The organism is Nostoc sp. UIC 10607, assembly GCF_047228265.1.
GTDB classification, from domain to species: domain Bacteria; phylum Cyanobacteriota; class Cyanobacteriia; order Cyanobacteriales; family Nostocaceae; genus Nostoc; species Nostoc foliaceum_A.
Genome location: NZ_JBIQNW010000050.1, coordinates 1 through 25,212, shown reverse-complemented (window position 1 = coordinate 25,212; position 25,212 = coordinate 1). Strand labels below are relative to the sequence as shown.

The 25,212-nt window shown below is 42.0% G+C and carries 20 protein-coding genes and 1 pseudogene; 11 read left to right on the top strand and 10 right to left on the bottom strand.

The window, feature by feature from the left end; genetic code table 11:
- Positions 1-76: 76 nt before the first annotated feature.
- The 4 genes from ACEYW6_RS27855 (at position 77) to ACEYW6_RS27840 (ending at position 11,731) form a co-directional block, all read left to right on the top strand.
- Positions 77-3,178, top strand: a complete 3,102-nt coding sequence (locus ACEYW6_RS27855; RefSeq protein ID WP_412982300.1) for an esterase-like activity of phytase family protein — start codon at positions 77-79, stop codon at positions 3,176-3,178.
- A gap of 381 nt (positions 3,179-3,559) precedes the next feature.
- Positions 3,560-6,247: an FG-GAP-like repeat-containing protein gene (locus ACEYW6_RS27850; RefSeq protein ID WP_412982287.1), complete on the top strand. Its 2,688-nt coding sequence runs from the start codon at positions 3,560-3,562 to the stop codon at positions 6,245-6,247.
- A gap of 824 nt (positions 6,248-7,071) precedes the next feature.
- Positions 7,072-10,074, top strand: a complete 3,003-nt coding sequence (locus ACEYW6_RS27845; RefSeq protein ID WP_412982286.1) for a peptidase domain-containing ABC transporter — start codon at positions 7,072-7,074, stop codon at positions 10,072-10,074.
- 73 nt (positions 10,075-10,147) lie between these two features.
- Entirely contained in the window at positions 10,148-11,731 is a 1,584-nt protein-coding gene (locus ACEYW6_RS27840; protein WP_412982285.1) for an HlyD family efflux transporter periplasmic adaptor subunit, read from the top strand.
- Between the two features lie 163 nt (positions 11,732-11,894).
- On the opposite strand, the gene purQ is transcribed toward ACEYW6_RS27840, so the two are convergent.
- Together purQ and purS are read right to left on the bottom strand one after the other, a co-directional pair.
- Entirely contained in the window at positions 11,895-12,569 is a 675-nt protein-coding gene (gene purQ, locus ACEYW6_RS27835; RefSeq protein ID WP_196511026.1) for a phosphoribosylformylglycinamidine synthase subunit PurQ, read from the bottom strand.
- Between the two features lie 110 nt (positions 12,570-12,679).
- Entirely contained in the window at positions 12,680-12,958 is a 279-nt protein-coding gene (gene purS / locus ACEYW6_RS27830; RefSeq protein ID WP_190894877.1) for a phosphoribosylformylglycinamidine synthase subunit PurS, read from the bottom strand.
- A gap of 144 nt (positions 12,959-13,102) precedes the next feature.
- On the opposite strand from purS, the gene ACEYW6_RS27825 reads away from it, so the two are divergent.
- Complete coding sequence (locus ACEYW6_RS27825) at positions 13,103-13,507, top strand: Fur family transcriptional regulator (RefSeq protein WP_412982284.1); 405 nt, start codon at positions 13,103-13,105, stop codon at positions 13,505-13,507.
- An 89-nt stretch (positions 13,508-13,596) separates the two neighbouring features.
- Here the strand turns inward: ACEYW6_RS27825 and ACEYW6_RS27820 are convergent, their stop codons facing one another.
- The 4 genes from ACEYW6_RS27820 to ACEYW6_RS27805 are packed head-to-tail and all read right to left on the bottom strand — an operon-like array spanning position 13,597 to position 14,834.
- Positions 13,597-13,722, bottom strand: coding sequence for a hypothetical protein (locus ACEYW6_RS27820; RefSeq protein WP_412982283.1), 126 nt, complete (start codon positions 13,720-13,722; stop codon positions 13,597-13,599).
- A 32-nt stretch (positions 13,723-13,754) separates the two neighbouring features.
- Positions 13,755-14,390 (bottom strand): NB-ARC domain-containing protein, encoded by a 636-nt coding sequence (locus ACEYW6_RS27815; RefSeq protein ID WP_412982282.1) that lies wholly within the window; start codon positions 14,388-14,390, stop codon positions 13,755-13,757.
- The gene (locus ACEYW6_RS27810) at positions 14,383-14,526 is read right to left on the bottom strand and encodes a hypothetical protein (protein ID WP_412982281.1); all 144 of its coding nucleotides are present in this window, start codon (positions 14,524-14,526) and stop codon (positions 14,383-14,385) included. Before ACEYW6_RS27810 ends, ACEYW6_RS27815 begins: the two co-directional genes overlap by 8 nt.
- A gap of 11 nt (positions 14,527-14,537) precedes the next feature.
- A complete protein-coding gene (locus tag ACEYW6_RS27805) occupies positions 14,538-14,834 on the bottom strand; it encodes a hypothetical protein (protein WP_412982280.1) in 297 nt (98 codons plus the stop codon).
- Between the two features lie 43 nt (positions 14,835-14,877).
- Between ACEYW6_RS27805 and ACEYW6_RS27800 the strand changes: the two genes are divergently transcribed.
- Together ACEYW6_RS27800 and ACEYW6_RS27795 are read left to right on the top strand one after the other, a co-directional pair.
- Entirely contained in the window at positions 14,878-15,081 is a 204-nt protein-coding gene (locus ACEYW6_RS27800) for a RidA family protein (protein ID WP_412982279.1), read from the top strand.
- Between the two features lie 83 nt (positions 15,082-15,164).
- A complete protein-coding gene (locus ACEYW6_RS27795; RefSeq protein WP_412982278.1) occupies positions 15,165-15,833 on the top strand; it encodes a peptidoglycan-binding protein in 669 nt (222 codons plus the stop codon).
- Between the two features lie 187 nt (positions 15,834-16,020).
- Here ACEYW6_RS27795 and wecB read toward each other — a convergent pair whose 3' ends face one another.
- Positions 16,021-17,151 (bottom strand): non-hydrolyzing UDP-N-acetylglucosamine 2-epimerase, encoded by a 1,131-nt coding sequence (wecB, locus tag ACEYW6_RS27790; RefSeq protein ID WP_412982277.1) that lies wholly within the window; start codon positions 17,149-17,151, stop codon positions 16,021-16,023.
- A gap of 245 nt (positions 17,152-17,396) precedes the next feature.
- Complete coding sequence (locus ACEYW6_RS27785; RefSeq protein ID WP_190894869.1) at positions 17,397-17,771, bottom strand: hypothetical protein; 375 nt, start codon at positions 17,769-17,771, stop codon at positions 17,397-17,399.
- A 736-nt stretch (positions 17,772-18,507) separates the two neighbouring features.
- Here ACEYW6_RS27785 and ACEYW6_RS27780 point away from each other — a divergent pair.
- Both ACEYW6_RS27780 and ACEYW6_RS27775 read left to right on the top strand, forming a co-directional pair.
- Positions 18,508-19,782, top strand: a complete 1,275-nt coding sequence (locus ACEYW6_RS27780) for a type IV pilus twitching motility protein PilT (RefSeq protein WP_190894868.1) — start codon at positions 18,508-18,510, stop codon at positions 19,780-19,782.
- Positions 19,783-20,016: 234 nt separating this feature from the next.
- The gene (locus ACEYW6_RS27775) at positions 20,017-20,784 is read left to right on the top strand and encodes a circadian clock KaiB family protein (protein WP_190894867.1); all 768 of its coding nucleotides are present in this window, start codon (positions 20,017-20,019) and stop codon (positions 20,782-20,784) included.
- Positions 20,785-21,230: 446 nt separating this feature from the next.
- On the opposite strand, the pseudogene ACEYW6_RS27770 reads toward ACEYW6_RS27775, so the two are convergent.
- A pseudogene (locus ACEYW6_RS27770) lies at positions 21,231-21,338 on the bottom strand (IS5/IS1182 family transposase); the annotation flags it as partial.
- 425 nt (positions 21,339-21,763) lie between these two features.
- Here ACEYW6_RS27770 and ACEYW6_RS27765 point away from each other — a divergent pair.
- Positions 21,764-22,369: a DUF4360 domain-containing protein gene (locus tag ACEYW6_RS27765; RefSeq protein ID WP_412982276.1), complete on the top strand. Its 606-nt coding sequence runs from the start codon at positions 21,764-21,766 to the stop codon at positions 22,367-22,369.
- Between the two features lie 430 nt (positions 22,370-22,799).
- Here ACEYW6_RS27765 and ACEYW6_RS27760 read toward each other — a convergent pair whose 3' ends face one another.
- Positions 22,800-23,426 (bottom strand): CPP1-like family protein, encoded by a 627-nt coding sequence (locus ACEYW6_RS27760; protein WP_190894865.1) that lies wholly within the window; start codon positions 23,424-23,426, stop codon positions 22,800-22,802.
- Between the two features lie 576 nt (positions 23,427-24,002).
- Between ACEYW6_RS27760 and ACEYW6_RS27755 the strand changes: the two genes are divergently transcribed.
- On the top strand, positions 24,003-24,722 hold the full coding sequence (locus ACEYW6_RS27755) for a response regulator transcription factor (RefSeq protein ID WP_190894864.1): 720 nt from the start codon (positions 24,003-24,005) through the stop codon (positions 24,720-24,722).
- Positions 24,723-25,212 lie beyond the last annotated feature (490 nt).

Genomic DNA, 25,212 nt, shown 5'->3' with positions numbered 1-25,212 from the left:
TTTCCACAAGTGATGCAATGAGAGAACTTAAATAGTTTGCGAACCAGTTAAATCCAAATACCCAACCAACATTCTAATTATGGCAATTGAATTAGTAGGCTTTGCCTCTTTACCTGCTGATACCTATGGTGATGGGCCAGTTTCTGGTGAGGAAATTTCAGGGAATGGCAGAACGGGGCCTTTCCCAGGACAGCCAATACAAGGCTTCAGTGGTGTACAGTTTGCTAATAATAACTCTTTATACTTTCTGTCAGATAATGGTTACGGCAGCAAAGATAATAGTGAAGACTTTCTGTTACGCATCCATCGTCTAGACCCAAGTTTTAAGGGAACAGAAAATGGAGATGGCACTGTTAAAGTTTTAGACTACATTCAACTATCTGATCCCAATAACAAGATTCCTTTCCAAATAGTTAATGAAGGAAGTTCTGAAAGATTACTAACTGGCGCAGATTTTGATGTAGAATCATTCGTCTTTGATAAAGACGGGACAATTTGGGTTGGAGAAGAGTTTGGCCCTTACCTACTGCATTTTGATGCCACTGGTAAACTGTTAGAAGCTCCCATTGCTACACCTGACTTCTTCAAAACTCTAGATGGAGGAGCACCTAAAATTCTTGGTCATAGAGGTGCAAGTGGAAAGCTTCCAGAACATACACTAGAAGCTTACAAACAAGCAATTGCCGACGGTGCTGACTTTATTGAACCTGATTTAGTAGTTACAAAAGATGGGGTATTAATTGCTCGCCATGAGCCTGCTTTGGCAATTTTGAATGCTGATGGCACTCTTAATTTAAGCAATACAACCACAGACGTTTACGATATTACCAAATATCCACAGTTTGCCGATCGCAAGAAAACAGTCAGTCTAGATGGAACTGAAATCACTGGTTGGTTTGCTGAAGACTTTACTTTAGAAGAAATCAAGACCTTAAGAGCGATACAGCGTGTACCTTTCCGCGACCAATCCTTCAATGGTCAATTTGAAATTCCCACCCTCGCCGAAATCATCGACTTGGTTAAAGAAGTTGAAGCCGAGACGGGTAAAAAGATTGGCATCTATCCTGAAACTAAGCATCCCACCTATTCTGCCGAAGAAGCTACTTACGTAGGCACTACCGAGAAAATTAACAGAAACATCAGTGAAATCCTCATCGATACACTCAAGGCTGAGAATTTCACCGATCCCAGTCGCATCTTCATCCAGTCTTTTGAAGTTGGTAATCTCAAGGATCTCCACGATCGCATTATGCCAGAGGCAGGCGTAGATATTCCTCTGATCCAGCTTCTAGATGCAGCAGGCATTGAGCTAAACGGTGAGATCATAGAGACTCAGCCTTATGATTTTGAAGTCAGTGACGACCTTCGGACTTATGGTGATTTACGGACTCCAGAAGGTTTGGCTGAAATCGCTACCTATGCTGATGGCATTGGCCCTTGGAAGCGGTTAATTGTCAGTGTCAAAGGCACTGATGCTAATAACGATGGTTTGGCAGATGATGTCAATGGTGATGGAACAGTAAATGATGCTGACAAGACACTGTTACCTCCCACTACCTTAATTCAAGATGCTCACGATGCAGGTTTACAGGTTCATCCTTACACCTTCCGCGATGAAGACCTGTATTTAGCAGCAGATTACAAAGGTAATCCAGAACTAGAATTTCAGCAGTTCTTTCAACTAGGGGTAGATGCACTGTTCACAGACTTCCCAGATACAGGGGATAAAGTCCGAGATTTCTTGAGTGATCCTCAGAATAACTTAGTGCGATCGCCACAAAACCCCGATGTTCTTTTAGGAGATGCTTTTGCTAATTTGGGTGGCTCTAAAGGTTTTGAAGGTGGAGCAATCAACGCCAGCAAAACTAAGCTTTATATGCTGCTAGAGGGTACGGTTCAGGGTGATCCTGCTGGTGCTTTGCGGATTAACGAATTTGATATTGCCAGCCGCGAGTACACCGATAATAAACTTTACTACAAGTTGGAAAATCCCGCGTATGCGATCGGGGATCTAGCAGTAATTAATGACAATGAGTACCTAGTCATTGAGCGGGATGGTGGTCAAGGAGCTTCTGCTCAATTCAAGAAAATTTTCAAAATAGACCTGTCTAAAACAGACTCTAATGGCTATGTAGTCAAAGAAGAAGTTGCAGACTTGTTGAACATCCAAGACCCTAACGACCTCAATGGCGATGGTAAAACCACCTTTGATTTCCCATTTGTAACCATTGAAAATGTTTTGGTTGTTGACAAAAACACCATTTTGGTAGCTAATGACAACAACTATCCCTTCTCAACAGGTCGTCCTGGAGGTGATCCTCAGAATCCAGTCATAGACAACAATGAAATTATTCTCTTAAAGCTGGAGAATCCTCTCAATCTTGCTCCTGGTGTAGGTCAACCAAAAGCTGAAGAAATTAAATTTGGCTCCACTACCAGCGATGATATTACAGCCCAGCCAAATCAAACCTTATTTACAGGTGATGGAGCAGATTTTGTCGAGGCTACTCAAGGTAACACAATCCAAACCGGGAATGGGGATGATACGGTGCTTGTGGGTAGTGGCTCTTCATTGTCCACAGGAGAGGGTGACGATCAGATATTTATTGGTCAAAATGGCCCGGCTCAAAATACCAGTGCCAATGGTGGTAATGGTGATGATCTTGTTGTCGTAATTGAAGCTAGTGGTAGTAATAATCTATTTGGGGCAGCCGGTGCTGATACCCTGACAGTAATTGAAGGTTCTCGTCAATTATCCTTCGGTGGCTCAGGTAAAGACACCCTCACCAGTAACGGCAGTAATAACCGTCTTTACGGTGGTTCTGGAGATGACAAACTCTTCTCTAATGTCGATGACTCTCTATCTGGTGGCGATGGTGATGACACTCTATTTGCTGGACAACAGGGTAGTAATAGCCTGAGTGGTGGTGCTGGTGCTGATCAGTTTTGGATTGCTAACGCCAGTCTGCCAACTAGCAAAAACATTGTGACTGATTTTGCGATCGGGATTGATAAAATCGGGCTGGGCGGCATTATCCTCAGTAATCTCACGGTATTGCAACAGGGTAGCGACACTCTAGTGAAAACTGGAAATACAGAGTTGGCTTTATTACTGGGAATTACCTCAACAACCCTTACAGCAAATGATTTCGTTTTTTCTGTTAGTGTCGTGGCTTAGTTCTTAATTTTTCAATTTCATACAGCTAATTTAGTACAGTTTTGCAACCTCATCTTGCTTACAGGATGGGGTTTTTTAATTTGCGGAAAGAATACAATACGGTTCAGCCACTTTAGTACCTACTATAAACTTAAATTTACATCTTTTTTGTGACACTGACGTAAGCCATGTATATGTAAATGCGATCGCTAATCAAGCCTTTGCATAAGTACTAAATTGGGATTTTGTACGTGTATTCGCTGAGGTTTTCCTAAAAATTAGACAATAAGCTGTATGGTACATTCCTCACCTTGGTAGCAAAGAATATTACCTTTATTAACTATCTTGCTATTTCAATAGAAACAGGTGTGAGGCAACCAAATATCATACTTCAAAACAATTATGACCGCATCATTTACAAATGCCATTAACTTCCTAGCTGGAACAAATCCCACTTCCGTTACGGTGGCAGATATTGATGGTGACAGTAAAAAGGACTTGGTGGTAGCTAACTCCGATGACAATAATGTCTCGGTGCTGCTGAACGATGGTAATGGCAGCTTTGGCACTGCCACTGACTACACAACTGGTGGAAGTCCTAGTTTGGTTGCTGTAGCCGACTTTGACGGTGACGACAACCTAGACTTTGTAGTAACGAACTTTGCTGACAACAATATCTCGGTGCTGCTGAACAATGGCAGTGGCGGCTTTGGCGCTCCCACCAACTTCACAGTCGGGACAAGTCCTAGTTTCGTTGCTGTGGGAGACTTTGACGGTGACGACAACCTAGACTTGGTAGTAACGAACTTTGCGGACAACAATGTCTCTGTGCTGCTGAACAATGGCAGTGGCAGCTTTAACGCTGCCACCAATTTCACAGTTGGGACAAGTCCCCGTTCCGTTGCTGTGGGAGACCTTGACAGTGACGGCAACCTAGACTTGGTGGTAACGAACTCTGATGACAACAATGTCTCGGTGTTGCTGAACGATGGCAGTGGTGGCTTTAATGCTTCCACCAATTTCACAGTTGGGACAAGTCCCCGTTCCGTTGCTGTGGAAGACTTTGATGGTGACGGCAACCTAGACTTAGTAGTAGCGAATTATAGTTCCAACAATGTCTCTGTGCTACTGAACAATGGCAGTGGCGGCTTTAACGCTGCCACCACCTTCGCAGTCGGGACAAGTCCTCGTTCTGTTGCGGTGGCAGATATTAACGGTGACAGCAAACTGGACTTGGTGGTAGCTAATTCTGGTTCTAACAATGTCTCTGTGCTGCTGAACAATGGCAATGGCGGCTTTGGCACTGCCACCAACTTCACAGTCGGTTCAAATCCTGAGTCCCTTGCTGTGGCAGACTTTAACGGTGACAGCAAACTCGATTTGGTGGTAGCTAACTCCAGCTCTAACAATGTCTCTGTGCTTCTAAATAGAGACTTGATGTTGAATGTTACCAGTGTAAATGAGAATGTGGCTGCGGCAACTTCTGTTGCCACTCTCACTACTAGCTTAGACACCAACGAGGTGTACACCTATAGTTTAATAGCGGGTACTGGCGATACTGATAATACTTTCTTCACCATTGTTGATGATAGCCTACAAATAATTAATTCCCCCGATTTTGAAAGCAAATCAACTTACAACATTCGAGTATCTAGCACTGACATTGCTGGATTCATCTTTGAGAAAGAGTTAGTTATCAATGTCAACAACGTTAACGAAATTCCCACGAACTTAATATTTACCGCTATCAGCGATGACGATGACGATGACGACGATGATGATGATGACGATAATGGTAGTGGTGATGGAGATGATAATGACGATGATGATAAAAAAATCATCGGTAACTTCAACACCATTGATCCAGACCAAGACGATGAACACACTTATAGCTTGGTAGCGGGTACTGGCGATACTGATAATGGTGCATTCATTATCGAGGGAGATAGCTTAAAAATTAAATCTGACGCGACTAAATCTAGTTATAAAATTCGCGTTCGCACTACTGACCTTGATGGGCTTTATTTGGACAAGGAATTGGATGTTAATATTGATGGCTTTGGGTCTAATACAAATACCCAGATAACAACGATTTTCCAGCTAGTCAATATTACTCAGAATATCTTTATCGTCAACAGTAAAGTTAAGGGTCGTAAAGGAAAGGTATCTATTAAGATAAAAAACAACAGCGCTAAAGAGGTGAATGAACTGTGTGTATTTGCTGTTGACGATGATGAAGGTAGAATTAACGGCATAGCCCCTGGTGCAGAAGGTTATACGCGAGTGGCTCTGGAGCGTTCCAAGGTGATTTTATCCTCCATTGCTAAACTGCCCAAGGGTTTTAAGAACGATGACTTGAAAAATATCTTAGAATTCGAGTCTGGTACGAAGCTCAGATTCTATATGATATCTAACAGTACTACTCAGGCTGTACTGTCTGGAAAAACTTCTTTCTCAAGTGTCGTTTTTTCCTCAGCTACAAATAGCAACATAGAGGGTGAAGGGTTTTCTCTCAACTTCCAGAATTTGGTTGTGGACATTCAGGCAACAGAGCAAGAGGTATCTTTAGGTACTGGTCTGCAAGGCAAATATCAAGGCGAACTGATTGATTTACGGAGTGTGACACAGTTAGTAACAGCTGAGTTTACAGTCAACAGAGAAGCATCTTACAACAACTTTGTCGGCTTCTATCAGGTGGCTGATGAGAATGGTGGTATTGACACCAACGGTGATGGCAAAGCAGATATTCTCGTTGGGCAGGCTGGTTACGCTCAAGCTGCTATGCGTGGGCGTATTGGAGGTGTTGACTTGGCGGTGGACAACCAAGGTACGGCAAATTACACTGGCACTTTCGGGCCGAATTCTCTGTTTGCACCATTTATTATTGTGGATGGTAAACCCGATGCTATTCTTAATGGGAATACCAGTAAGAATGTTTACTTCTCATTCTTGGGCGCTAACTCAGATAAGGTAGATCACATTCGACTGTTGGGAAATAACACCTTTGGTTTTGAAGATTTAGCAAATGGTGGTGATAAAGATTACAACGATGTGATTGTGCAGGTAAATTTAAGTGTCAATCTTGCATAATATCAAATACGAGTAATTACTTAGTAAAACATAATAACCTCATCCCGGTTGCGGGATGAGGCTATTTTATGCGGAGCAATTAAATAGACTCGATATTAATTAAACTAGTAAATTTACTGAAGGCAGTTATTGTCTTTCCTTCATAAATTTAATAGTTGATTCTTGTAAGGTGACAAAAAATCTTCACCTTTACTTTTCCAGTTAATTTTTCTTAAATTAAGCTAGCAAAAAATTGATGGAGAATTCTTTCATAAATCGAGCATAACGCTGTTTAACAAGGAAAGCTTACTGTCTTTCGCCATCAGTGATACTGTCAATCCCTATATTTAAGAATTTGTAAAAAATAATTCAGAAATTTAAAGTTTTTTTTATTACATAATTCTTCATTAGGGTATTTACTTAGGAAAGCATCTGTGATATTTTCATGTTGATTATCACAAATTAAAATATGCAACGCTAAATTTAACAACCGCGTTTCTGTGTCTTGGTTTGATGATGAGTATCAATCTTGCATACTTGCAATACTAAATATTACTTTTAAATTTGTATAAATTATGTAACGTTAACTAAGTGATAACTTATCCTCGACCTATTTACATTATCTTTGTTTTGAACAACGTATAACATTTGTAACCCTGTGATCTGAATGCAGGTCTGCAATTTAGACAAACTTACCCTCTGTGTTTTTACATATTTAGCTACACTAAATGCCATAGAAGTCTTGGCACTACTGGCATAAAACCAAACACTACCACTGTTAATAAAAGAGTTATTCCCTAATATTTTCGACTTTATTCCTGACTTTTACCTACGACTTGTTTTATATGACTTATATTAAGAACACTTTTCTTGAATTTCTCACTACCCTAGAAGGGTTTGATCACTTACCAGATGGGGCGATCGCTAATCTATCAGAACAACTGCAAGCCTGGCGCTATCGCATAGGTCAGAAAATCATCGGTAAAGAAAGTCTCCCGGAACGCATCACGATCATTTATGAGGGACAAGTGCGCCTGTTGGGATATGACCCCCAGACGCAAATGCCAATTACCCTAAAATTACTGCAACCTGGGGAAATTATCGGCGAAATTGGTTTGTTGCGTGAAGTCGCCTGTGAGACAGCGATCGCCTCCACCGAAGTAGTATGTTTAACCTTGAGTGCATCGGCATATTTTAGCTTTCTGGCTTCATACCCAGCTTTTGCCGATGCTCGCAAGAACCGCAGTTATTTGGTGGAAGTTTTCGATATTCTCGGTTCCTATTGGCAAAAGCAAGCGATCGCTACTTTAAATCTCAGAGAACTGACAGAAAAAGCCTTACCACAGGCAAAAGTACAATACTTACCTCCAGGAAAAACTCCATTCAACCAACTCGATAACAAAAGCGTCTGGTTTGTGAGTGGCGGTGGTACAGTCACGAATTTATCACCTGGCGATCGCTTAGAATCAGACGACGATAGAGACAAAATCCAGGTCATAGGTCAAAACCCCGCACGGTTGCTTGGTATACATCCGTCAGATTTGATATTGGAAGATAGTCATCAGATAGAACTTGCAGTAAGTGACATTAAATCAGATAGCGCAGAGGAATTAGATATTCCCTACGCATCAGACGAAATAGTTCCACAGATAGCCCCCCAGACCTCAAAGAGTTCGTCAAAACACAAATACCCATTTTTTAGTGGTAAGGGAGAATTAAATACAGCCTTCGCCTGCTTCCAAATGGTTGCGAAGCACCTAGAAATGCCGTTCCGTCGAGAAGTAGTTCGCCGTATCTTAACTGAGCAAGTCAAACGTCAGGGGGTTATATCGTTTCAAGTTACTGCCTACCTGGCAGAATTAATCGGACTTAAAGCCCAGTTGATAGAACTACCAATCGCCTCAGTGGCGCGCATTCCTACACCGGCATTGATTCGCTATGGTGATAATTTTGCCGTTTTATATGAAGCGGATGCAAATATCGTGATTGTAGGTGTGCCATCCCAAGGAATTGTGCGCTGCAAACCCGCTCAATTAGTTGAACAATTAGATGTTGATCCAACCGACTTTCCGCCCAAAGTTAGGGTATTACTGCTAACTGCTACCAAAGAAACACCCCAAGAACGCTTTAGTTTACGGTGGTTTATACCCTATTTGTCACGCCACCGTCGAGTTCTGATAGAAGTCTTTATCGCTTCCTTTTTCGTGCAGTTGGCAGCGTTGGCAAATCCTCTGGTAGTTCAGTTAATTATTGATAAAGTTATCACTCAAAATAGTATTGGCACACTACATATTTTAGGGATTCTGCTATTAGTCGTTGGGCTATTTGAAGCAGTACTAACTACCTTAAGAACCTACTTATTTGTCGATACCACTAACCGGATCGATATGGGTTTAGGGTCGCAAATTATTGACCATTTACTACGTTTACCACTGCGTTACTTTGAACGCCGACCGGTGGGTGAACTTTCCACTCGTATCAACGAACTAGAAAATATCCGTCAATTCCTCACAGGTACTGCTTTAACAGTGGGGTTGGATGCTCTATTCTCGGTGGTGTATATCGGTGTGATGCTGATTTACAGTTGGCAACTCACCTTAGTAGGCTTAAGCACAATTCCAGTGTTTATCGTGATCACCTTAATTGCTTCTCCCACCATTAGCAGACAGTTACGTGCTAAAGCTGAACGCAACGCCGAAACTCAATCTTATTTAGTGGAGGTGATGTCAGGAATTCAAACAGTAAAAGCGCAAAATATCGAATTGCGATCGCGCTTTTCCTGGCAAGAGCGTTATGCTCGGTTTGTCGCTGCTGGTTTTAAAACAGTTGTGACTTCCACCCTCGCCAATTCTACCAGCAGCTTTCTCAACAAACTCAGCAGCTTATTAGTTTTGTGGGTAGGAGCTTATCTAGTACTCCAAGGAGAATTAACTTTAGGCGAATTAATTGCCTTTAGAATTATATCGGGTTATGTCACCAGCCCAATATTGCGTTTAGCTCAACTTTGGCAAAGCTTCCAAGAAACAGCCTTGTCTCTAGAGCGTTTAAGCGATATTGTCGATACCCCACAAGAAGGAGAAACAGACCGCTACAACATACCCTTACCTGCGATTAAGGGAGCAGTGAAATATGAAAATGTTTCCTTCCGCTTTGGTACAAGTGGCCCTCTGCAACTTTCTAATGTCAACCTCGAATTTGCACCAGGGAAATTTATCGGTATTGTCGGACAAAGCGGGTCTGGTAAAAGTACGATGATGAAGTTACTGCTCAGGCTTTACGAAACTGAGTCCGGCAGAATTTTGATTGATGGTTATGATATTGCCAAAGTAGAACTTTATTCTCTACGACGACAAATTGGCGTAGTTCCCCAAGAAACGCTGTTGTTTGACGGAAGCGTTCAGGAAAATATTGCCCTAACGAATCCCGATGCGACAACCGAAGAAATTATCGAAGCGGCTCAAGTTGCGTGCGCCCACGAATTTATTATGAATTTGCCCAACGGTTACAACACACGTGTGGGAGAACGGGGTTCTGCACTTTCAGGTGGACAACGGCAAAGAATTGCGATCGCTCGCTCTGTTTTACAACGACCAAAATTATTAGTTTTAGATGAAGCAACCAGCGCATTAGATTATCCCACAGAGCGGCAAATATGTCTCAATTTAGCCAAAGCATTCAAGGGTGATACAGTATTTTTTATTACCCATCGGCTGAACACCGTAAGTAATGCAGATATGATCGTTGTCATGGATAATAGCAGGGTTATAGAACAAGGTAGCCATCAAGAATTAATGGCTACTAAAGGTCATTATTATTACCTGTATCAGCAACAAGATGTGAACTTGTAATTAGTCATTGCTGGGAGCAAAGGTTTTTAGCATTGGTAAACATTGCCCACCCTAGAAAAAATCCAAAATCGTTATGACTCAACTTAATGGGAATCACCTCAACGGCAATCAGAAAAACGGTAATCAAAAAAATGGAATCAACCAAGATTCACCGATACTGACAAAAGAACAGAAAGCTGCCCAAGAGGCTTTAATTAAATCAAGTACTCAAGAATTTGAACAATCTGTTGTCTTGCGCCAATCTCCAATTTGGTCGCGTACAATCATGGTGACCCTAATGGGGCTAGCCTGTTTTGGGATTACTTGGGCTTATTTTGCAAAAATTGAGCAAGTAGTTCCAGCCACAGGGCAATTAAAGCCAGAAGGAACAATCAAAGAAGTTCAGGCTCCTGTTAGTGGAGTGGTAAAAACAGTTAATGTTAAAGATGGACAAGAAGTCAAGCCAGGAGATTTACTGCTGACTTTTGATTCTATCGCTTCTGTTGCTGAATTAAATTCTTTGAATAAAATTCGCCTTGCATTAATTAAAGAAAACCAGATTTATCGCCGATTGATGGGTGCAAGTACTGGCACGGGATCTGAATTGTTATATTTGCGCGGTAATTTGCCCCAAGAAACTACTTTTCTGCTGAAAAGCCGGGCAACGTTAGTAGCAGAAAATGACTTATTGCGGACTCAATTAAAAAATTCTGGTCAGGATTCTCGGCTGGGAATTGATGAACAGCAACGTCTACAAATTGCCAAAAGAGAATTAGATTCTCGTTCTGCTGCGGCGGAATTAGAAATAGAAAAAACCAAAAAACAACTTTCTCAAAACCAAGTCAAGCTAGAAGATACTAAAGCAGGTTTAGCAATCCAACAGCAGATTTTAGATAAACTGAAAATATTAGCAGAAGAAGGCGGAATTTCTCAGCTTCAATATCTAAATCAGCAACAACAAGTACAAACCCTCGTTGCGGAAGTAGCACAACTAGGTGAAGAACAAAAACGCCTCCAGTTTGATATTCAAAAAGGACGGCAAGAGCTAAGTAATACGGTAGCCGTTTCTGATAAAAACATTGTGGATAAGATAGCTGATAACAAACAGCGCATTGCCACAATTGATAGTCAGTTCATGAAAGTTATCCTCGATAATGAACAGCGTTTGGCAGATGTCAATAGTAAAATCTCTCAAACCCAGTTAAATGTTAAATATCAAGAACTCCGTGCGCCTGTAGCTGGAACAGTTTTCGATTTGCAAGCAAAGAATCCCGGATTTGTAGCGAATCCGACTACAAAACTGCTGCAAATTGTCCCAAATGAGAACTATATAGCTGAAGTTTTCATCACCAACAAAGATATCGGTTTTGTGCGAAAAGGCATGAAGGTAGATGTTAGGATTGACTCCTTTCCTTACAGCGAGTTTGGCGATATCAAAGGGGAATTGCTTGGGATAGGATCAGACGCATTACCGCCAGATCAAACACATCAGTTTTATAGATTTCCGGCAAAAGTTTCATTGGATAAACAATCCTTAGTGATTAAGGGTAAAAATGTCCCCTTGCAATCAGGTATGTCTATCAGTGCCAATATAAAAGTACGCGAAGAACGGACTGTGCTTAGTTTATTTACTGAGTTGTTTACCAAGCAAGTTGATACTCTTAAAGAGGTACGTTAATTTATAAAAGTGATATCTATAATGGGCTGTTTGGTGAAGCAAATTCATCGCTGCTTGCAACTAAAACTTTATATGATGGAGCGATCGCTGTCTGTATAAGAATTTTAATTTATCTTTCAGACAACGATCGTAAAATACCCAAGCGAGTCATCCGATATTTGCTCTAGGCTAATGCCGCTACCTTCTCTAGCAAGCCCTGAAACAACCTCAAGCCATCGCTATTCCCCAGCATCGCGTCAGACGCTCTTTCTGGGTGCGGCATCATCCCCAACACATTGCCCTGGCGATCGCAAATCCCGGCAATGTTGTTCAGTGAACCGTTGGGATTCTCGCCTTCATAACGAAACACAACTTGCCCGTTATCTTCAATTTCTGCAAGAGTGGCTGCGTCAGCGTAGAATTGCCCCTCTCCGTGGGCAATGGGCAAAGTGATAACTTCACCAGTCGTATAATCTTGTGTCCAAGGGAGATCGCTACGCTCAACTTTCACGAGGGCGCGATCGCAGATAAAATGCAAATCCCGATTTTTAGTTAACACCCCTGGCAAAAGCCCAGCTTCAGTTAATACCTGAAAACCGTTGCAAATACCGATTACAAACTTACCTTTTTGGGCGTGTTCCACAACCTGCTGCATCACGGGTGAAAAACGCGCGATCGCACCGCAGCGTAAATAATCCCCGTAACTAAAACCACCAGGAATGATAACAACATCCAAATCAGCAATGTCTGTTTCTTGATGCCAAACCATGCGAGTCGGTTGCCCCAGCAAGTCTCTGGTTACATAAGCAACATCGCGATCGCAATTAGAACCTGGAAAAACAACAACACCGAATTTCATGATTAGTTAGGAGTTAGGAGTTAGGAGTTAGGAGTTAGGAGGCAGGAGGCAGGAGGCAGGAGTTAGGAGTTCTTAATCTTCCCCTGCCTTTTCTGCCCCACGACCAGTCCTTAAAAGACTCCCGTTTGGGTTTCGACCTCAATCAAATCAAAGCGGTAATTTTCAATTACAGGATTTGCTAACATTTGGTCACAAATGCGATCGAGGTCTTGACGCGCTTTCTTCTCATCAGACGAGGTAATGGTGAGTTCAATGTACTTGCCAATCCGCACCTGGTCAACGTTCTCGTATCCCAGTTGCTTAAGACCGGATTGTACAGCCACACCAGCGGGGTCTAAGACTGAAGGACGAAGGGTCACGAAAATTTTGGCTAGATACTTGGTTTGCACGGGCTTTTTCTAAATGCTGCGATCGCTATACTATAACTTTCTGTTCCAACTGAGTGAAAATAAGATTACGAAGCGGTTAAAGTTAATTGATCAATTAGCCCATCTAACAGCTTCAACTACAGTGGCATATTTAAATAATTGTCTATGAGAGCCATACGCACCCGCAGTCAAGAGCGTATTTTCAACCTACTGAAAACCATTAAAAAAGGCATTTCCGCCCAGGATATTTACGTAGAACTACGTAACACTAATCAGAGCATGGGTTTAGCGACAGTTTACCGCTCCTTAGATGCCTTAAAACTCGAAGGCATAGTACAAGTGCGGAATTTGGCTAACGGTGAAGCCCTCTACAGCCTAGCACAGCAAGACAAACACCACCTTACTTGCTTGCAATGCGGTGTCTCAATTCCAATTAATCAATGCCCCGTTCATGACTTAGAAGACCAGTTAGAATCCAGCCATAAGTTTAAAGTTTTTTACCACACCCTAGAGTTTTTTGGGTTGTGCAGTCAATGCCAAGTAAATCAAGCTACTGGAATTAGTCAATAGTTATACCAATTTTATGAGAGGAATAAAGCGTATTTTACTTCTGAATTCTAAATTCCGACTCCTGAATTCTGCTGTAATAAATGCTTTATTCAAATAAAACTCAACCACCTTAATACGTCTGCAACTGTTAATTGCCAATTTTCCAAAACACTCAATACGGGTAAAATATCTTGTTTTTCTTTTAATTCTGGTAATTTATTGGGTTCAAAAATCATGATTGACTCATCAGCAGAATCGAGCAACCAACCTAGCTTTGCTCCATTTTGAATAAATCCTGGGTAGCCGCTGCCACCATCTTTAGTGCTAGGGGATTGCCGCCATAGTGGTGGACGAGGTTTTGCCATTCGGTCTCTGACCCCATACATATCCCTCTTTGCCGAAAGATACCCCGTTCATCATCTGGAGTCAGTCCGCTTAAGGGCAATGATCGCACCATGCTCCGTTCGCCTTCCAGTATTGCTATTTCCTGTGGATTATCGCAACTGGTCAGCAAGCAACAGCTTTGATGGGGCGTTTCGCCCATCATTCTGAGCCATTGCCCATAGGCTTCATAGCCCGATCGCCACTGACCGGCTTGCTTACTGTGTAAAATGGTTTCAGCGTTATCTAAAATCAACAAACATCGCTGCGATCGCAAATACTCATCAATTAAGATCAGCTTTTCATCCAGGGTGGCAGGAATGACGGGAGCTTCTCCCTGAATGGGCATGAGAAATTTCAGCAGGCTCGACAGGAGTTCTTCTAACGGTGGCGCATTGGAGAGACTTCGCCACATGACAATCTCAAATTCCGCCTGCATTCCAAGTGCAGACTTTGCAGCGATCGTACTTTTGCCAATCCCCCCGATGCCCAATAACCGGACAACGCGACATCCCTCAGCCATGATACCACTGCCATAGTTGCGCTAGTTCTGTCTCGCGTCCATAGAATACCGATGTATCAACAGCATTATCCCAATCTTGTTTAGGGTTTGCCTGTCGGTTTTGGGACTCCTCAGCTAACGAAATGGGGGATGTCAAGTCTGCATTCGTTAATTCCAGCCCAAACGCCCGGAATATTCTAACGACTGGCGATCAACTCCCTGTTCGCGCTTAAAAATCCGGGCTAGGGTATTGAGGGAAAGTCCAGTGCGATCGCTTAAATCTTCCTGTGTGAACCGTTTATTCCAAGTTTCCTCAGATTCTGCTTGCTGCTTTGCTGTCTGAAACCTCTGCCATTCGTGAGGTGAGAGGACAATTCCTCTAACCCGTCCATGAGTAGAGCGTTCGCCTTTGGCATTGCGCTTTGTGCAATAATCGCGCTTGGGTTTCGTTGCATTAGAATCCATTGGCAGCTATCAGGGTTATGGAGGGCAAACACACTATGGTGCTATGATGACCAACATCGTCGATGAGGTGCTTTTTGTAACAGATATGGAGACGGCCTTCGCCGCTGCGGTCAAATGCAGGCAGACAGTCTTTGCTGGTTTCCCAGTTGTGGCAAGCACCATCGTGCAAATTCAGCGGCTCGCTTTCCCTGAGTACATGATTGAAATTAAGTGTGTCGCCAAAGTAAACCTTTTTAAAGCACATTGATATAAAATATACTAAGAATAAATACAGAGAAGATTGAAGTAATTCTCTGTGAGTACTCATTTTTTCATATAAAGGGGTGCATTATGGAATATCTTGCTTATTCTCACATGTTTATTGCTCAAGAAGAGGCATCGGGAAACACGAAATATAATCCGTCTAAATCTCAATTAAATGAGAAAAAACATCTGAAAATTTCTGACATAGTTATTACTAAAGAAGACACATCTGGAATAAGCAAACCTAAATTCAATTGGAAAAAACTTCTTAAATCTTCGGCTTGGTTAACTTTAGCTGGTGTTGGTGTATTACTTATTGCTGCTGCTCAAATTCAAATGAGTTCGGCTGCATTTGTCAGGACTAACGGCAGTTGTTTGCGTATCCGTACAGGCCCAGGCACTAACTATTCGTATGTGGATTGTGTACCAAATGGCGCAACACTTCCAGCGATTGAAAGGTATGAAAACGGTTTTGCTAGGCTTTCTACGGGTAGATACGTTTTTGCCCGATGGGTTGGTGATAGACCTAACTACCCTCCTGTGACTAGACCGGGTGGCGTTGGTGGTTCAGTTATTCTTACCCCTGGTTCTAGAGGTCAGCTTGTAAGAGACGTTCAAACCGCTTTAGGTAATCTTAGAGTTGATGGAATTTATGGTCAAGAAACTGTTAGTCGAGTCCGAAGCTTTCAGGCAAGTAAAGGTCTACTTGTAGATGGTGTGGTAGGGCCCGAAACTAGAGTAGCTCTGGGTATTTAGCCAAAAGCCACCCTTTGAAAATCTCGTTTCTAAGTTCTAGGTGTTTTCTTGTGGGATGGGGAGAAATCTAGGCAAAATACCTATCCCACAAGATTATGAGAAAGGCTAAAAAAAGAAAAATCGGCTTTTTTGCCGATCTTATGCACCCTAAAAAAGAGAAATTTTGCATTTTGTTTAATCTAAGTTCCTAAGTTGATGTTTCTGATGAAAGACCCAGGTAATTTTGTACAATCTGCAAAATGCGTTCTGCTGCATGACCATCCCCAAAGGGATTAATTGCATTTGCCATTGCTTCATAAGCATCTGGATCACTCAGTAACTCAGCAGCATTTGCAAAAATGTTCTCACTCGTAGTGCCTACAAGTTTGGCTGTACCGGCTGCAACAGCCTCTGGTCTTTCGGTGGTATCTCTCAAAACCAGTACTGGTTTTCCCAAGCTGGGGGCTTCTTCTTGCAAACCACCAGAGTCAGTAAGCAAAAGATGCGATCGCCCAATTGCTCCCACCAATTCCCCATAATCTAGAGGATCTGTCAAGAAAATTCGGGGGTGATTCCCTAAAAGTTCTTGTAGCGGAACTCGCACAGTCGGATTGCGGTGCAATGGTAGCAGTAAAGCTGTATCAGGAAACTTGTCTAATATCTGTAAAAACCCCTGAGCGATCGCTAAGAGCGGTTCTCCCCAATTCTCCCGACGATGAACTGTTGCTAACAGAACCCGATATGATTCCCAGTCTAAGCCTGGTACATTACAAACGGCTTCGGTTGCAGCTATATTCAACAGCGCATCAATTACGGTGTTACCTGTCATGTGAATTTCACCCAAAACACCAGAACGGTGCAAGTTTTCCACAGCCCAAGGAGTCGGCGCAAAGTGCAACTGAGTAATTTGAGAAATCAACCGCCGATTAGCTTCTTCTGGGTAAGGATTGAAGATATCATCAGTTCTTAACCCTGCTTCTACATGACCAATAGGGATTTTTTGATAAAAAGCTGCCAAAGCTGCGGCAAAAGCTGTGGTAGTGTCTCCCTGCACCACGACTAAATCTGGCTTTTTCTCCTTGAATAATGCTTCTAACCCTTGTAGACTACGGCAGGTAATATCATTTAAAGATTGTTGAACCTGCATAATTTCCAAGTCATAATCTGCCTTGATGTTGAACAGGTGCATAACTTGCTCAACCATCTCCCGATGCTGTCCAGTTAGAATTACTTGCAACTCAAAACTTGAAGACTTTTGGAAGACCTGAATCACGGGAGCTAGTTTAATTGCTTCCGGACGAGTACCCAAGATAATGCAAACCCGTTTTTGATTAGTCATTTGTCATTAGTCATCTGTGATTTGCCAATGGTTATAGTCAATGGTCTATGGACAATAGTCAATAGTTGTCGATCAATCATCACACAAATCATAAATATTAAAGGATGAATCATACAAAAAGCATGAAAAAACCCGGCTTAACCGGGCAGACGCATGTTTGTCGTATTTACCTGCAATGACTAATAGCATGAAAAAACCCGGCTTAACCGGGCAGACGCACTGTTTGTCGTATTTACCTGTAATGACTACATTTTAATCTCACAAGTTAAAGGGCAAGCAGCGTAAACAGTAGACTGCATTTGGTCTGCCTCTCCATGAAGCCAGCTCAACCATTTGATTTCACTGGGATGAACTCCTTTAAGAGTTAGTACACCCGCAGCCAATACAACTGCCATGACATTAAACATTATTAAAGCACCTGCTACTAGCAAAACAGCACTAACAGGCATTACAGATTGCAAAATAATCGACAACAGACATCCGACCGTAGCCATCAAGACAACTAGTGGAAAACCCACAACCAACAAGCATACTGCCAATGTAAAAGTCCATATTAAAAAGCTTTTAATCATCAACAAGGAGTAGGTCTTTCCTAGATTAGAGCTTTGAGCAGAAACCATGACTTTTCCTCCCAAAAATACACAGCAAATTTTAATTTTTCAGTCATATCTCGCTTTTGGCGAGTAAACTGAAATTTGTTTCTCAGTGAAATTCAGTATATAAAAACTAATTGGGAAAATGAGCATTTGTTTACTAAACTTTACAGTTAATTTTTTGTAATTGTGAATGTAAAGTCAAGTTTCTATCTATTAAAAAAACTTGTTTCCTACATCTATCTTCAGGCATATAACCTAAAAGACATGAGCTTTTAACTTTGATCCCCAAGACATTACTCCTATCCTACTTAACATTTCTTATAAAAATTAATAGTGATTCTCATAATTTATAGATGGGCTGAATAAATGCTCTGCTAGCGTTTGTGCTGTTAATTGCTGGCAACTCATGTCTATGCCTGGGATAAATTTCTCATCTAAGGGTTTAAAATATTATATTTCATCATTTTGTAATATATAACACTAATAAACCTATGTAGTATTCCTGAGGTGTTCTGAGTCCTTGCGTGTGTTAAACCAGTTTAGATAGGTTAAATAATTTATCTAAATCTTCTGAGTAATGGGATCTCAGAGAAAAAAGATACAAACTGATGTGGATGAAATGGATTGACCGTGGTTATAGAGTTTCAATCGCCTCCCATCAGCGCTATGGCTTGCACGCAAGCATTCTCCAAAAGTCATCGAAGCAAGTGACTTGACTTCTCGTTAATTCAACTTTATTAACTGCCAAATGTGAAGATATATGACAGAATCACAGTCTCCATTAAATTCTAACTCTGCTGCTGGACGTAACTTGCCACCAATGCCGCCACCACCGCCAACCTTTAGTACACAGCGGCAGATGACACAAACATTGGATATGTCAATGGATAGGAGCACTAACGCGCCTGTTGCAGGTCATCGTCCGGGTAGTCCACCGCCAATCCCTAGTTCAGTTCGCCCTCAAAACAGCAGTCCAGAACTCACTTTAGCGAAGTTAATCCGAGAAGCTTACGATCAGGGATATTCTGACTTGCACTTGGGTGTGGGTGAAGTACCCCGCTTCCGCAGCCGAGGAGAAATTCAATCAACGGATTATCCAGAAACAGATAAAGAAGCTTTTATGAATTGGTTGCGGGAGGTGATGAGTGAGGGGGAAATTCAGCGCTTTGAAGAACACTTAGAATTTGACGGAGCAACTCAATACGACTTTGCTCGCGTGCGGATTAATGTTTTTGGCTCCCTCAAAGGAGCTGCAATGGTGTTGCGGTTGATTCCGCTGAAAATTTTAACTATGGAACAGTTGAACTTACCCCCAGTTTTTCGGGATATTTGTCATCACCACAAAGGTTTAATTTTGGTGACTGGGCCCACTGGTTCTGGTAAGTCCACCACAATGGCAGCGATGGTTGACTACATCAATAAGGAGATGGCCAAGCATATCATCACCATTGAAGATCCAATAGAATTTGTCCATCAAAGCCGCAAGTCTTTAGTCAAACAGCGGGAAGTGGGAATGCACACCCGGAAATTTGACAATGCTTTGAAAGCAGCTTTGCGGGAAGACCCAGATTTGATTCTGGTGGGGGAAATGCGGGATAAGGAAACAGTCAACACCGCTTTAAAAGCTGCTCAGACTGGTCACTTGGTCATGGGAACCCTGCACACCAATAGTGCTGTCAAAACCATTGAGCGGATTCTCAATCTCTACTCTGGTGACGAACAAGATGCAATGCGGGTAGCAGTTTCTGAGTCTTTAGTGGCAGTAATTGCCCAAGGTTTGTGTCGCACAACTGATGGGAAGCGGGCTGCTTTCCACGATGTGCTGATTAATACTGAGGCAATTAAAGAATGGATCAAAGACGGCAAGTATGATGAAATTGGCGAGTTAATGAAACAAGCTAGCTTTGACGGCATGATTACGATGAATCAGTCGTTGCTCAATCTCTATCAAGACGGTCGCATTACTGAAGAAACTGCTTTAGAAATGTCACCAACTCCTAACGAAATGGCGCAGTTTCTCCGAGGTAGAGTTTAAGATTGGGGATTAAGGATTGTCTCGTTCCCAGTCTCCGGCTGGGAATGCGAATCCAGAGGCTCCGGCTCCAATTCTAGCGGCACCAGCCCAATTAAGATCGTTTCCAGTAGGCGACTAGAAACGAGATTTACATGCTTTTTAATAGGTTCGCAATTTTCTAGCTGATCCTGGTTGCGGTTATAGCTAAGGTAAAAGGTAAAAGAGAGAACTTTTACTTTTAGCTTCCTAGCCTCTGTGAATAACTTGACGACAAATAAACTATCTACACCCCAGTTGTTTAAAGGCATTGCGCTATTTACACCTGGAGGAGATTTAATTTATTGCATCGACCCTAGCAAGCAAGGTCGATGGCACTTGCATTTATGCTCGGCTTTGCAAGAAATCCTAGATTTGCCAGAGCCGCCGCACTTTTTAGTGCCTTGTTATACTGCAACTATTGACAACTGGTTAGATCCACGCACTCAAAAAGTGCGAACTTTTGCTGAAGCTTATCCGGCTGTAATTAGACATCAAGCTTTGCTTAATGCCATTTTTGGCACAGGGGAATTAGTATGGCAAGCAGCTCCCTGGCAAGAGGGGTTGTGCGATCGCATGGTGTTAACAACTTATCGTTCCTCATTTTCGCAGCTTTGGGAGGATCATGACTTAATTGTTCGTCTAGACCTTTCTGATCCTGTGCCAAAATACCACCAGCCAGTAATAGTACAAAAAAAGGAAGTAATCACACAAGGCTATGTTCTGCGCTTGTTTGTTGCCGGACATAGCAGTACCACCGAACGCATTCTGCAAAATTTACACGAATTGTTGGAGCGATCGCTCGGACATCCTTATACTCTGAAAGTGATTGATGTTTTAACTCATCCAGAACAAGCAGAACTCAATCAGGTTTCTGCAACTCCCACCCTTGTCAAAGTTTGGCCGCACCCAATTCGGCGAATCGTTGGAGAGTTGGATCATGTAGAAAAGATTTTACAGATGTTAGCTGCTAAGGAAAAATTTTAAGTTTTATAACGATATCATCATAGAAAGTGCGTAGATGTCGCCCAACCCAGGCATCGCTTTAAGATCAGCTAGGTACAGTTTGGTGCATCGTGGCAAATTTAGGGTTAAAAGTGAAACGCAGAGGTTTGAGGGGTGGCAATTGTTTTCGCTAGGAATAAAAGAAAGTCTGTACTTGAGCTTAAGGACTTGACGGCTGTATAATCTTTCAAATATCCGCGCAGCTTATGTAGAATGGCTTTCAGCTATTTTCGTCTAGCACAATTGCCACTCTTTATGTTATAGTTTTGCACCCCGCGCTATTAAACCTTGAAAACCAAATAAGGCAGGGTTTTCAGAGAGAAGCGATCGCAATCAACTAAAATCCCTATTAGAGATTGAAACTACAAAGTACGAGGGACAGAACAAGAAATTAAAAAATCGCAATCAACTAAAATCCCTATTAGGGATAAGGATCGCATATCAGTTGTTCGGGGATGTCCACCGCGTTTAGCTGGTGGAATCAAAGGAGCTAAAATTGCTTATTCTGAGTCACTAAGGTCTGTAGAATAAGGCTTTCACGTTATTGCTTACTATGTAGATATACTGCATAAACAGTATCATATCGTTGCCTTTTTACCTGATGACCCTCCTTTAGATTTACTTTATAAATAGCCTCTTAGCAATACCTGGATTTCTCGCAAGTGGAAAATCCAGGCATAGTAAGTCATGTAAAAAGTTAAAGGTGAATTTTACCTTACGAGGGTAACTTAGTTTACTGGAGTTCGAAAATGATTAATACCAAGAAATACCAAGTAGAGTTCAAAAATACTGGATGCAAGACATTATTACTCAGTAAATATACTTTGTATTTGAATCTTACAGTTATTCTTCTACAGGATTGTTTCCCCTTTATCTTTTATAAATAGCCTCAGAGATTTCCGAAATTGGTCGCATCCAATTTGGATTTAATACTATTGAAAATACTCAAGACAGGTGAGTGATGAATAATCAAAACTTCAAGAAAACATCTAACAACTTTATAAAAGCTTTTCTGGCTGCGGCTACACTGATGACGGCTTCTATCGGCCCTGCTTTTGCTAACGACAAAGTTGAAATTTTAGGTGCAGAATATGGTGGTAACGGTTGCCCTGAAGGATCTGCTAGTGTGGGTGTGAGTCCCGATGGCCAAGAGCTAAGTATTCTATTTGATAAGTTTATAGCTCTGGGGAATAAGACAGCAGAAAGACGCAAAAGCTGTAACTTGAGCATTCCGATTCAAGTACCCCAAGGCTTTCAAATTTCCCTCTACGATGCTGATTATCGGGGCTATGTTGCTCCCGCCACAATTGGCAGACTAAGAGCAGAGTACTTTTTTGCTGGTCAACGTGGCCCTGTTTTTTCTAGGACATTTAACGGCGAAAGAGACTACAACGTTCGAGATCAATTAGTGACTGTGGCTGATGTCTGGTCACGCTGTGGCGACAGTGTAAATATGCGGGTGAATGCTGCGATGACCGCCAATGGTCAAGGGATGGCGACTGTTGACTCCTTTGACCTCGCCCACCGTGGTTTGGTTTATCACATCAAATATCGCAAGTGTACTTAGGTCTTTTTAAAGCAAGGAGCAACCAAACTCTTAGCTTTGGAAGGGTGTACCTGAACCGGGACAACACTAACTATTAAGTCCCGAAATAAACCTCCTCTGTTTAAATTCTGCTCTGGGCGCAGGCCAGAGCAGTTTTACTTTTTAGCTATCTTGGTATAAAAATCTTCATCGGTACGTTTAAAACTAGGTCGCTGTATCAAGCTGTTGATATCTTGTCGAAAATACTATTTTCTTTGTTAACTAACCTGCGGAATGTGGATTTAGGTTTCAACTTTAGGGTTTTCAGCCAACATTTTTATAATCTAATCAGCATTCAGGTTGAAAATTAAAATAGGAGTCAGAAAAGGTATTCTGACTCCTGATTTTATTATTTAAGAAGAAAACATATAAACCACGTCTTCTTGATAGAAACTTGCTTACGGATAGCAATTTAGCGTAGAAAGCTACTAACCAACCACAGCAATATAAACGTCACTACAGTAGAGAACTGATTGGTTCCCAAACTGGCAAATGATATTTGTGGTAATAGCCAACTAGCAACTAGTCCCCCAGCGATTAAGCCAATTATTAAACTGACCAGGGTGAACAAAACTGCTCTGCCAAATTTGCCTTCCTTACGATTGAGAAAGTAAATACTGGTGCCTACCCCAACTACCAATGCTAACTGCAAAACCTGATCGCCTCCCTCTGGATAAAACAGGCTAATAGAACTCAAACCAAGAAACCAAGCTCCTGGTAAGAGTATATCCGCAGGCGTTGGCTGATCCAGCATGCGTTGCAGCCATGCAGGTGACTGCTCGCGAGGGGTTGGACTTTCTTTTGGAGGCGATTGCACGCGCAATTCGGGAAACCTGATACGCTCAGGGACTTTAATTTTACCTTCCTGGCGCATCCGTAAGCGATCCATTAAAATCGCATCGTAAGCTGCTTCAATTACTTCTAAATGCTTGGCATCGCCACTATGTTGCTCGAATAGGCGATTACGAGCATCCTGAATTTCATCGAAGCTAGCCTCTTCTGATACCCCAAGTTTTTCGTAGGGATTTTGATCGCTCATGGGAGTTTGTTACTTCAGCCTCAGTCAGCGGCAGTCTTTTGTCGAAGAAAAAACAGCTTTAGGTTTTATTTTGATCGAAACTAAAGTCTCGACCTATTTTATGCCCTACCAGGATAGTAGCACGGGTTAGTTTGATCGACTTTGTAATTTCAACTATAGTCACTTTAACATATCACCATAACTCCGTGTATACCCTCATGTCGTTGCCTAATTCTGGCTCTAATCTAGAATTTGAACGGAGAGTACCTAAAACACATAGTTTTTATGAAGAAATCAACTTTTCTGTTTCAAATTTGGCAACTTACTGTGCCCTAATAGAGTTTTTTTTAATTATACTGAATAATCGCTTGTGGTATATAACCGCATATCGATTTAAAATTGAAACGTTTTAAGTTACCACCTAACTGGGATCAAGAACGTGTCTTGGTGTCAAGAACCTGATTAGAGTATTTATTTTTGAATGATCAGGATTCTCATACCGTAGCCATGTAGATTCTTAGTTAGTCCTAAAGTGGCAACTGCGTTTTTACGCAACCCTCTTGTTAATCTTACGAATTTTTGTGCAAAGTAATGGTCATGGCTCCTGCCAAGATTCTTGTAGTAGACGACGACCCTGCGGTTCGGAATTTAATCCAACGCTTTCTGATTAAGCAGAACTATCAGGTAGAGGCTGCCGAAGATGGAAAGACAGCCTTAACTCTATTTGAGCAATTTAACCCCGATTTGGTGATTCTAGATGTGAATTTACCAGATGTCACTGGGTTTAACCTCTGCCAAGAGATGCAAAGTCGTAATGGTGTGTTTGTTCTGATGTTGACTAGCCGTGCTGACGAAGCTGACAAAATTCGCGGCTTTGCTAAAGGTGCTGACGACTATCTCACCAAGCCTTTTGGGCTAGGAGAGTTAGAAGTCAGAGTTGGAGCTATTTTGAGGCGTCAACGAGTGATAACTACTGCCGAGCAGAAACGCTTGGTATTTGAAAAACTTATGATTGATCCAGTGCGACGGGAGGTGGCACTTAATAACCAAGCAGTACCTTTAACTGCTCTGGAATTTGACTTGTTGCATTTTTTAGCCAGTCATCCAGGTCGAGTTTGGCGGCGTGCGGAGCTAATCCAAGAGGTATGGGATTATGAATATGTCGGCGATCAACGGGTTGTAGATGTCCATATCGGACAAATTCGCAAGAAGATTGAAATTGATGCTAGTCAGCCAGCATTAATTCAAACTGTACGTGGTGTAGGGTATAAGTTTGAATCTCCTGCTCACCCCCAGCAATTGGAAGCTAAGTCCTGAGTCAACAGTCTAGAGTTTTTTAACTCTTGACTGTTGACTGTTGACTGTTGACTCTTGGCGGAGAGATTAATGAATTTATTTGGCTTCGGTAAAAGACAAATTTTAGACAATCAAAATAGGTAGATATTCCTCAAATACAGACCAGGCAATTATTTGAGATATTTATTTATCTGTTTAAGACAGTGGGCAGGAAGGAGAGTCCACTGGAAAATATTTCTTTGCATATGACTGTTTTGGTAGATATAACGGTGCTGAGGTTGGAGTTAGTAGGGGCGCACAGCTATGCATAGGTGTCAACTTAACGTGAAATGCTTGTCAATACGTGATATTGAGTTCATTCACTTACCATTACGATCCACCTTACCCCACCCCGGTTTTGTCTAAAGCCAAAACCGCCCCTCCCCTTACTAAGGCTGACAGGTGTAGGTTTTTTACACAGGTGTGAGTATTCATTAGTATTGCTGTAAAGATAGGTATGAAACCAGGGTCG

What these genes read in the sequence shown, in the direction of transcription:
- ACEYW6_RS27850 (WP_412982287.1), top strand. Translation starts at nt 3,560, where the DNA reads ATGACCGCATCATTTACAAATGCCATTAACTTCCTAGCTGGAACAAAT.
- ACEYW6_RS27845 (WP_412982286.1), top strand. Translation starts at nt 7,072, where the DNA reads ATGACTTATATTAAGAACACTTTTCTTGAATTTCTCACTACCCTAGAA.
- ACEYW6_RS27840 (WP_412982285.1), top strand. Translation starts at nt 10,148, where the DNA reads ATGACTCAACTTAATGGGAATCACCTCAACGGCAATCAGAAAAACGGT.
- purQ (WP_196511026.1), bottom strand. Translation starts at nt 12,569, where the DNA reads ATGAAATTCGGTGTTGTTGTTTTTCCAGGTTCTAATTGCGATCGCGAT.
- ACEYW6_RS27825 (WP_412982284.1), top strand. Translation starts at nt 13,103, where the DNA reads ATGAGAGCCATACGCACCCGCAGTCAAGAGCGTATTTTCAACCTACTG.
- ACEYW6_RS27820 (WP_412982283.1), bottom strand. Translation starts at nt 13,722, where the DNA reads ATGATTTTTGAACCCAATAAATTACCAGAATTAAAAGAAAAACAAGAT.
- ACEYW6_RS27815 (WP_412982282.1), bottom strand. Translation starts at nt 14,390, where the DNA reads ATGGCTGAGGGATGTCGCGTTGTCCGGTTATTGGGCATCGGGGGGATT.
- ACEYW6_RS27805 (WP_412982280.1), bottom strand. Translation starts at nt 14,834, where the DNA reads ATGGATTCTAATGCAACGAAACCCAAGCGCGATTATTGCACAAAGCGC.
- ACEYW6_RS27800 (WP_412982279.1), top strand. Translation starts at nt 14,878, where the DNA reads ATGATGACCAACATCGTCGATGAGGTGCTTTTTGTAACAGATATGGAG.
- ACEYW6_RS27795 (WP_412982278.1), top strand. Translation starts at nt 15,165, where the DNA reads ATGGAATATCTTGCTTATTCTCACATGTTTATTGCTCAAGAAGAGGCA.
- wecB (WP_412982277.1), bottom strand. Translation starts at nt 17,151, where the DNA reads ATGACTAATCAAAAACGGGTTTGCATTATCTTGGGTACTCGTCCGGAA.
- ACEYW6_RS27785 (WP_190894869.1), bottom strand. Translation starts at nt 17,771, where the DNA reads ATGGTTTCTGCTCAAAGCTCTAATCTAGGAAAGACCTACTCCTTGTTG.
- ACEYW6_RS27780 (WP_190894868.1), top strand. Translation starts at nt 18,508, where the DNA reads ATGACAGAATCACAGTCTCCATTAAATTCTAACTCTGCTGCTGGACGT.
- ACEYW6_RS27765 (WP_412982276.1), top strand. Translation starts at nt 21,764, where the DNA reads ATGAATAATCAAAACTTCAAGAAAACATCTAACAACTTTATAAAAGCT.
- ACEYW6_RS27760 (WP_190894865.1), bottom strand. Translation starts at nt 23,426, where the DNA reads ATGAGCGATCAAAATCCCTACGAAAAACTTGGGGTATCAGAAGAGGCT.
- ACEYW6_RS27755 (WP_190894864.1), top strand. Translation starts at nt 24,003, where the DNA reads ATGGCTCCTGCCAAGATTCTTGTAGTAGACGACGACCCTGCGGTTCGG.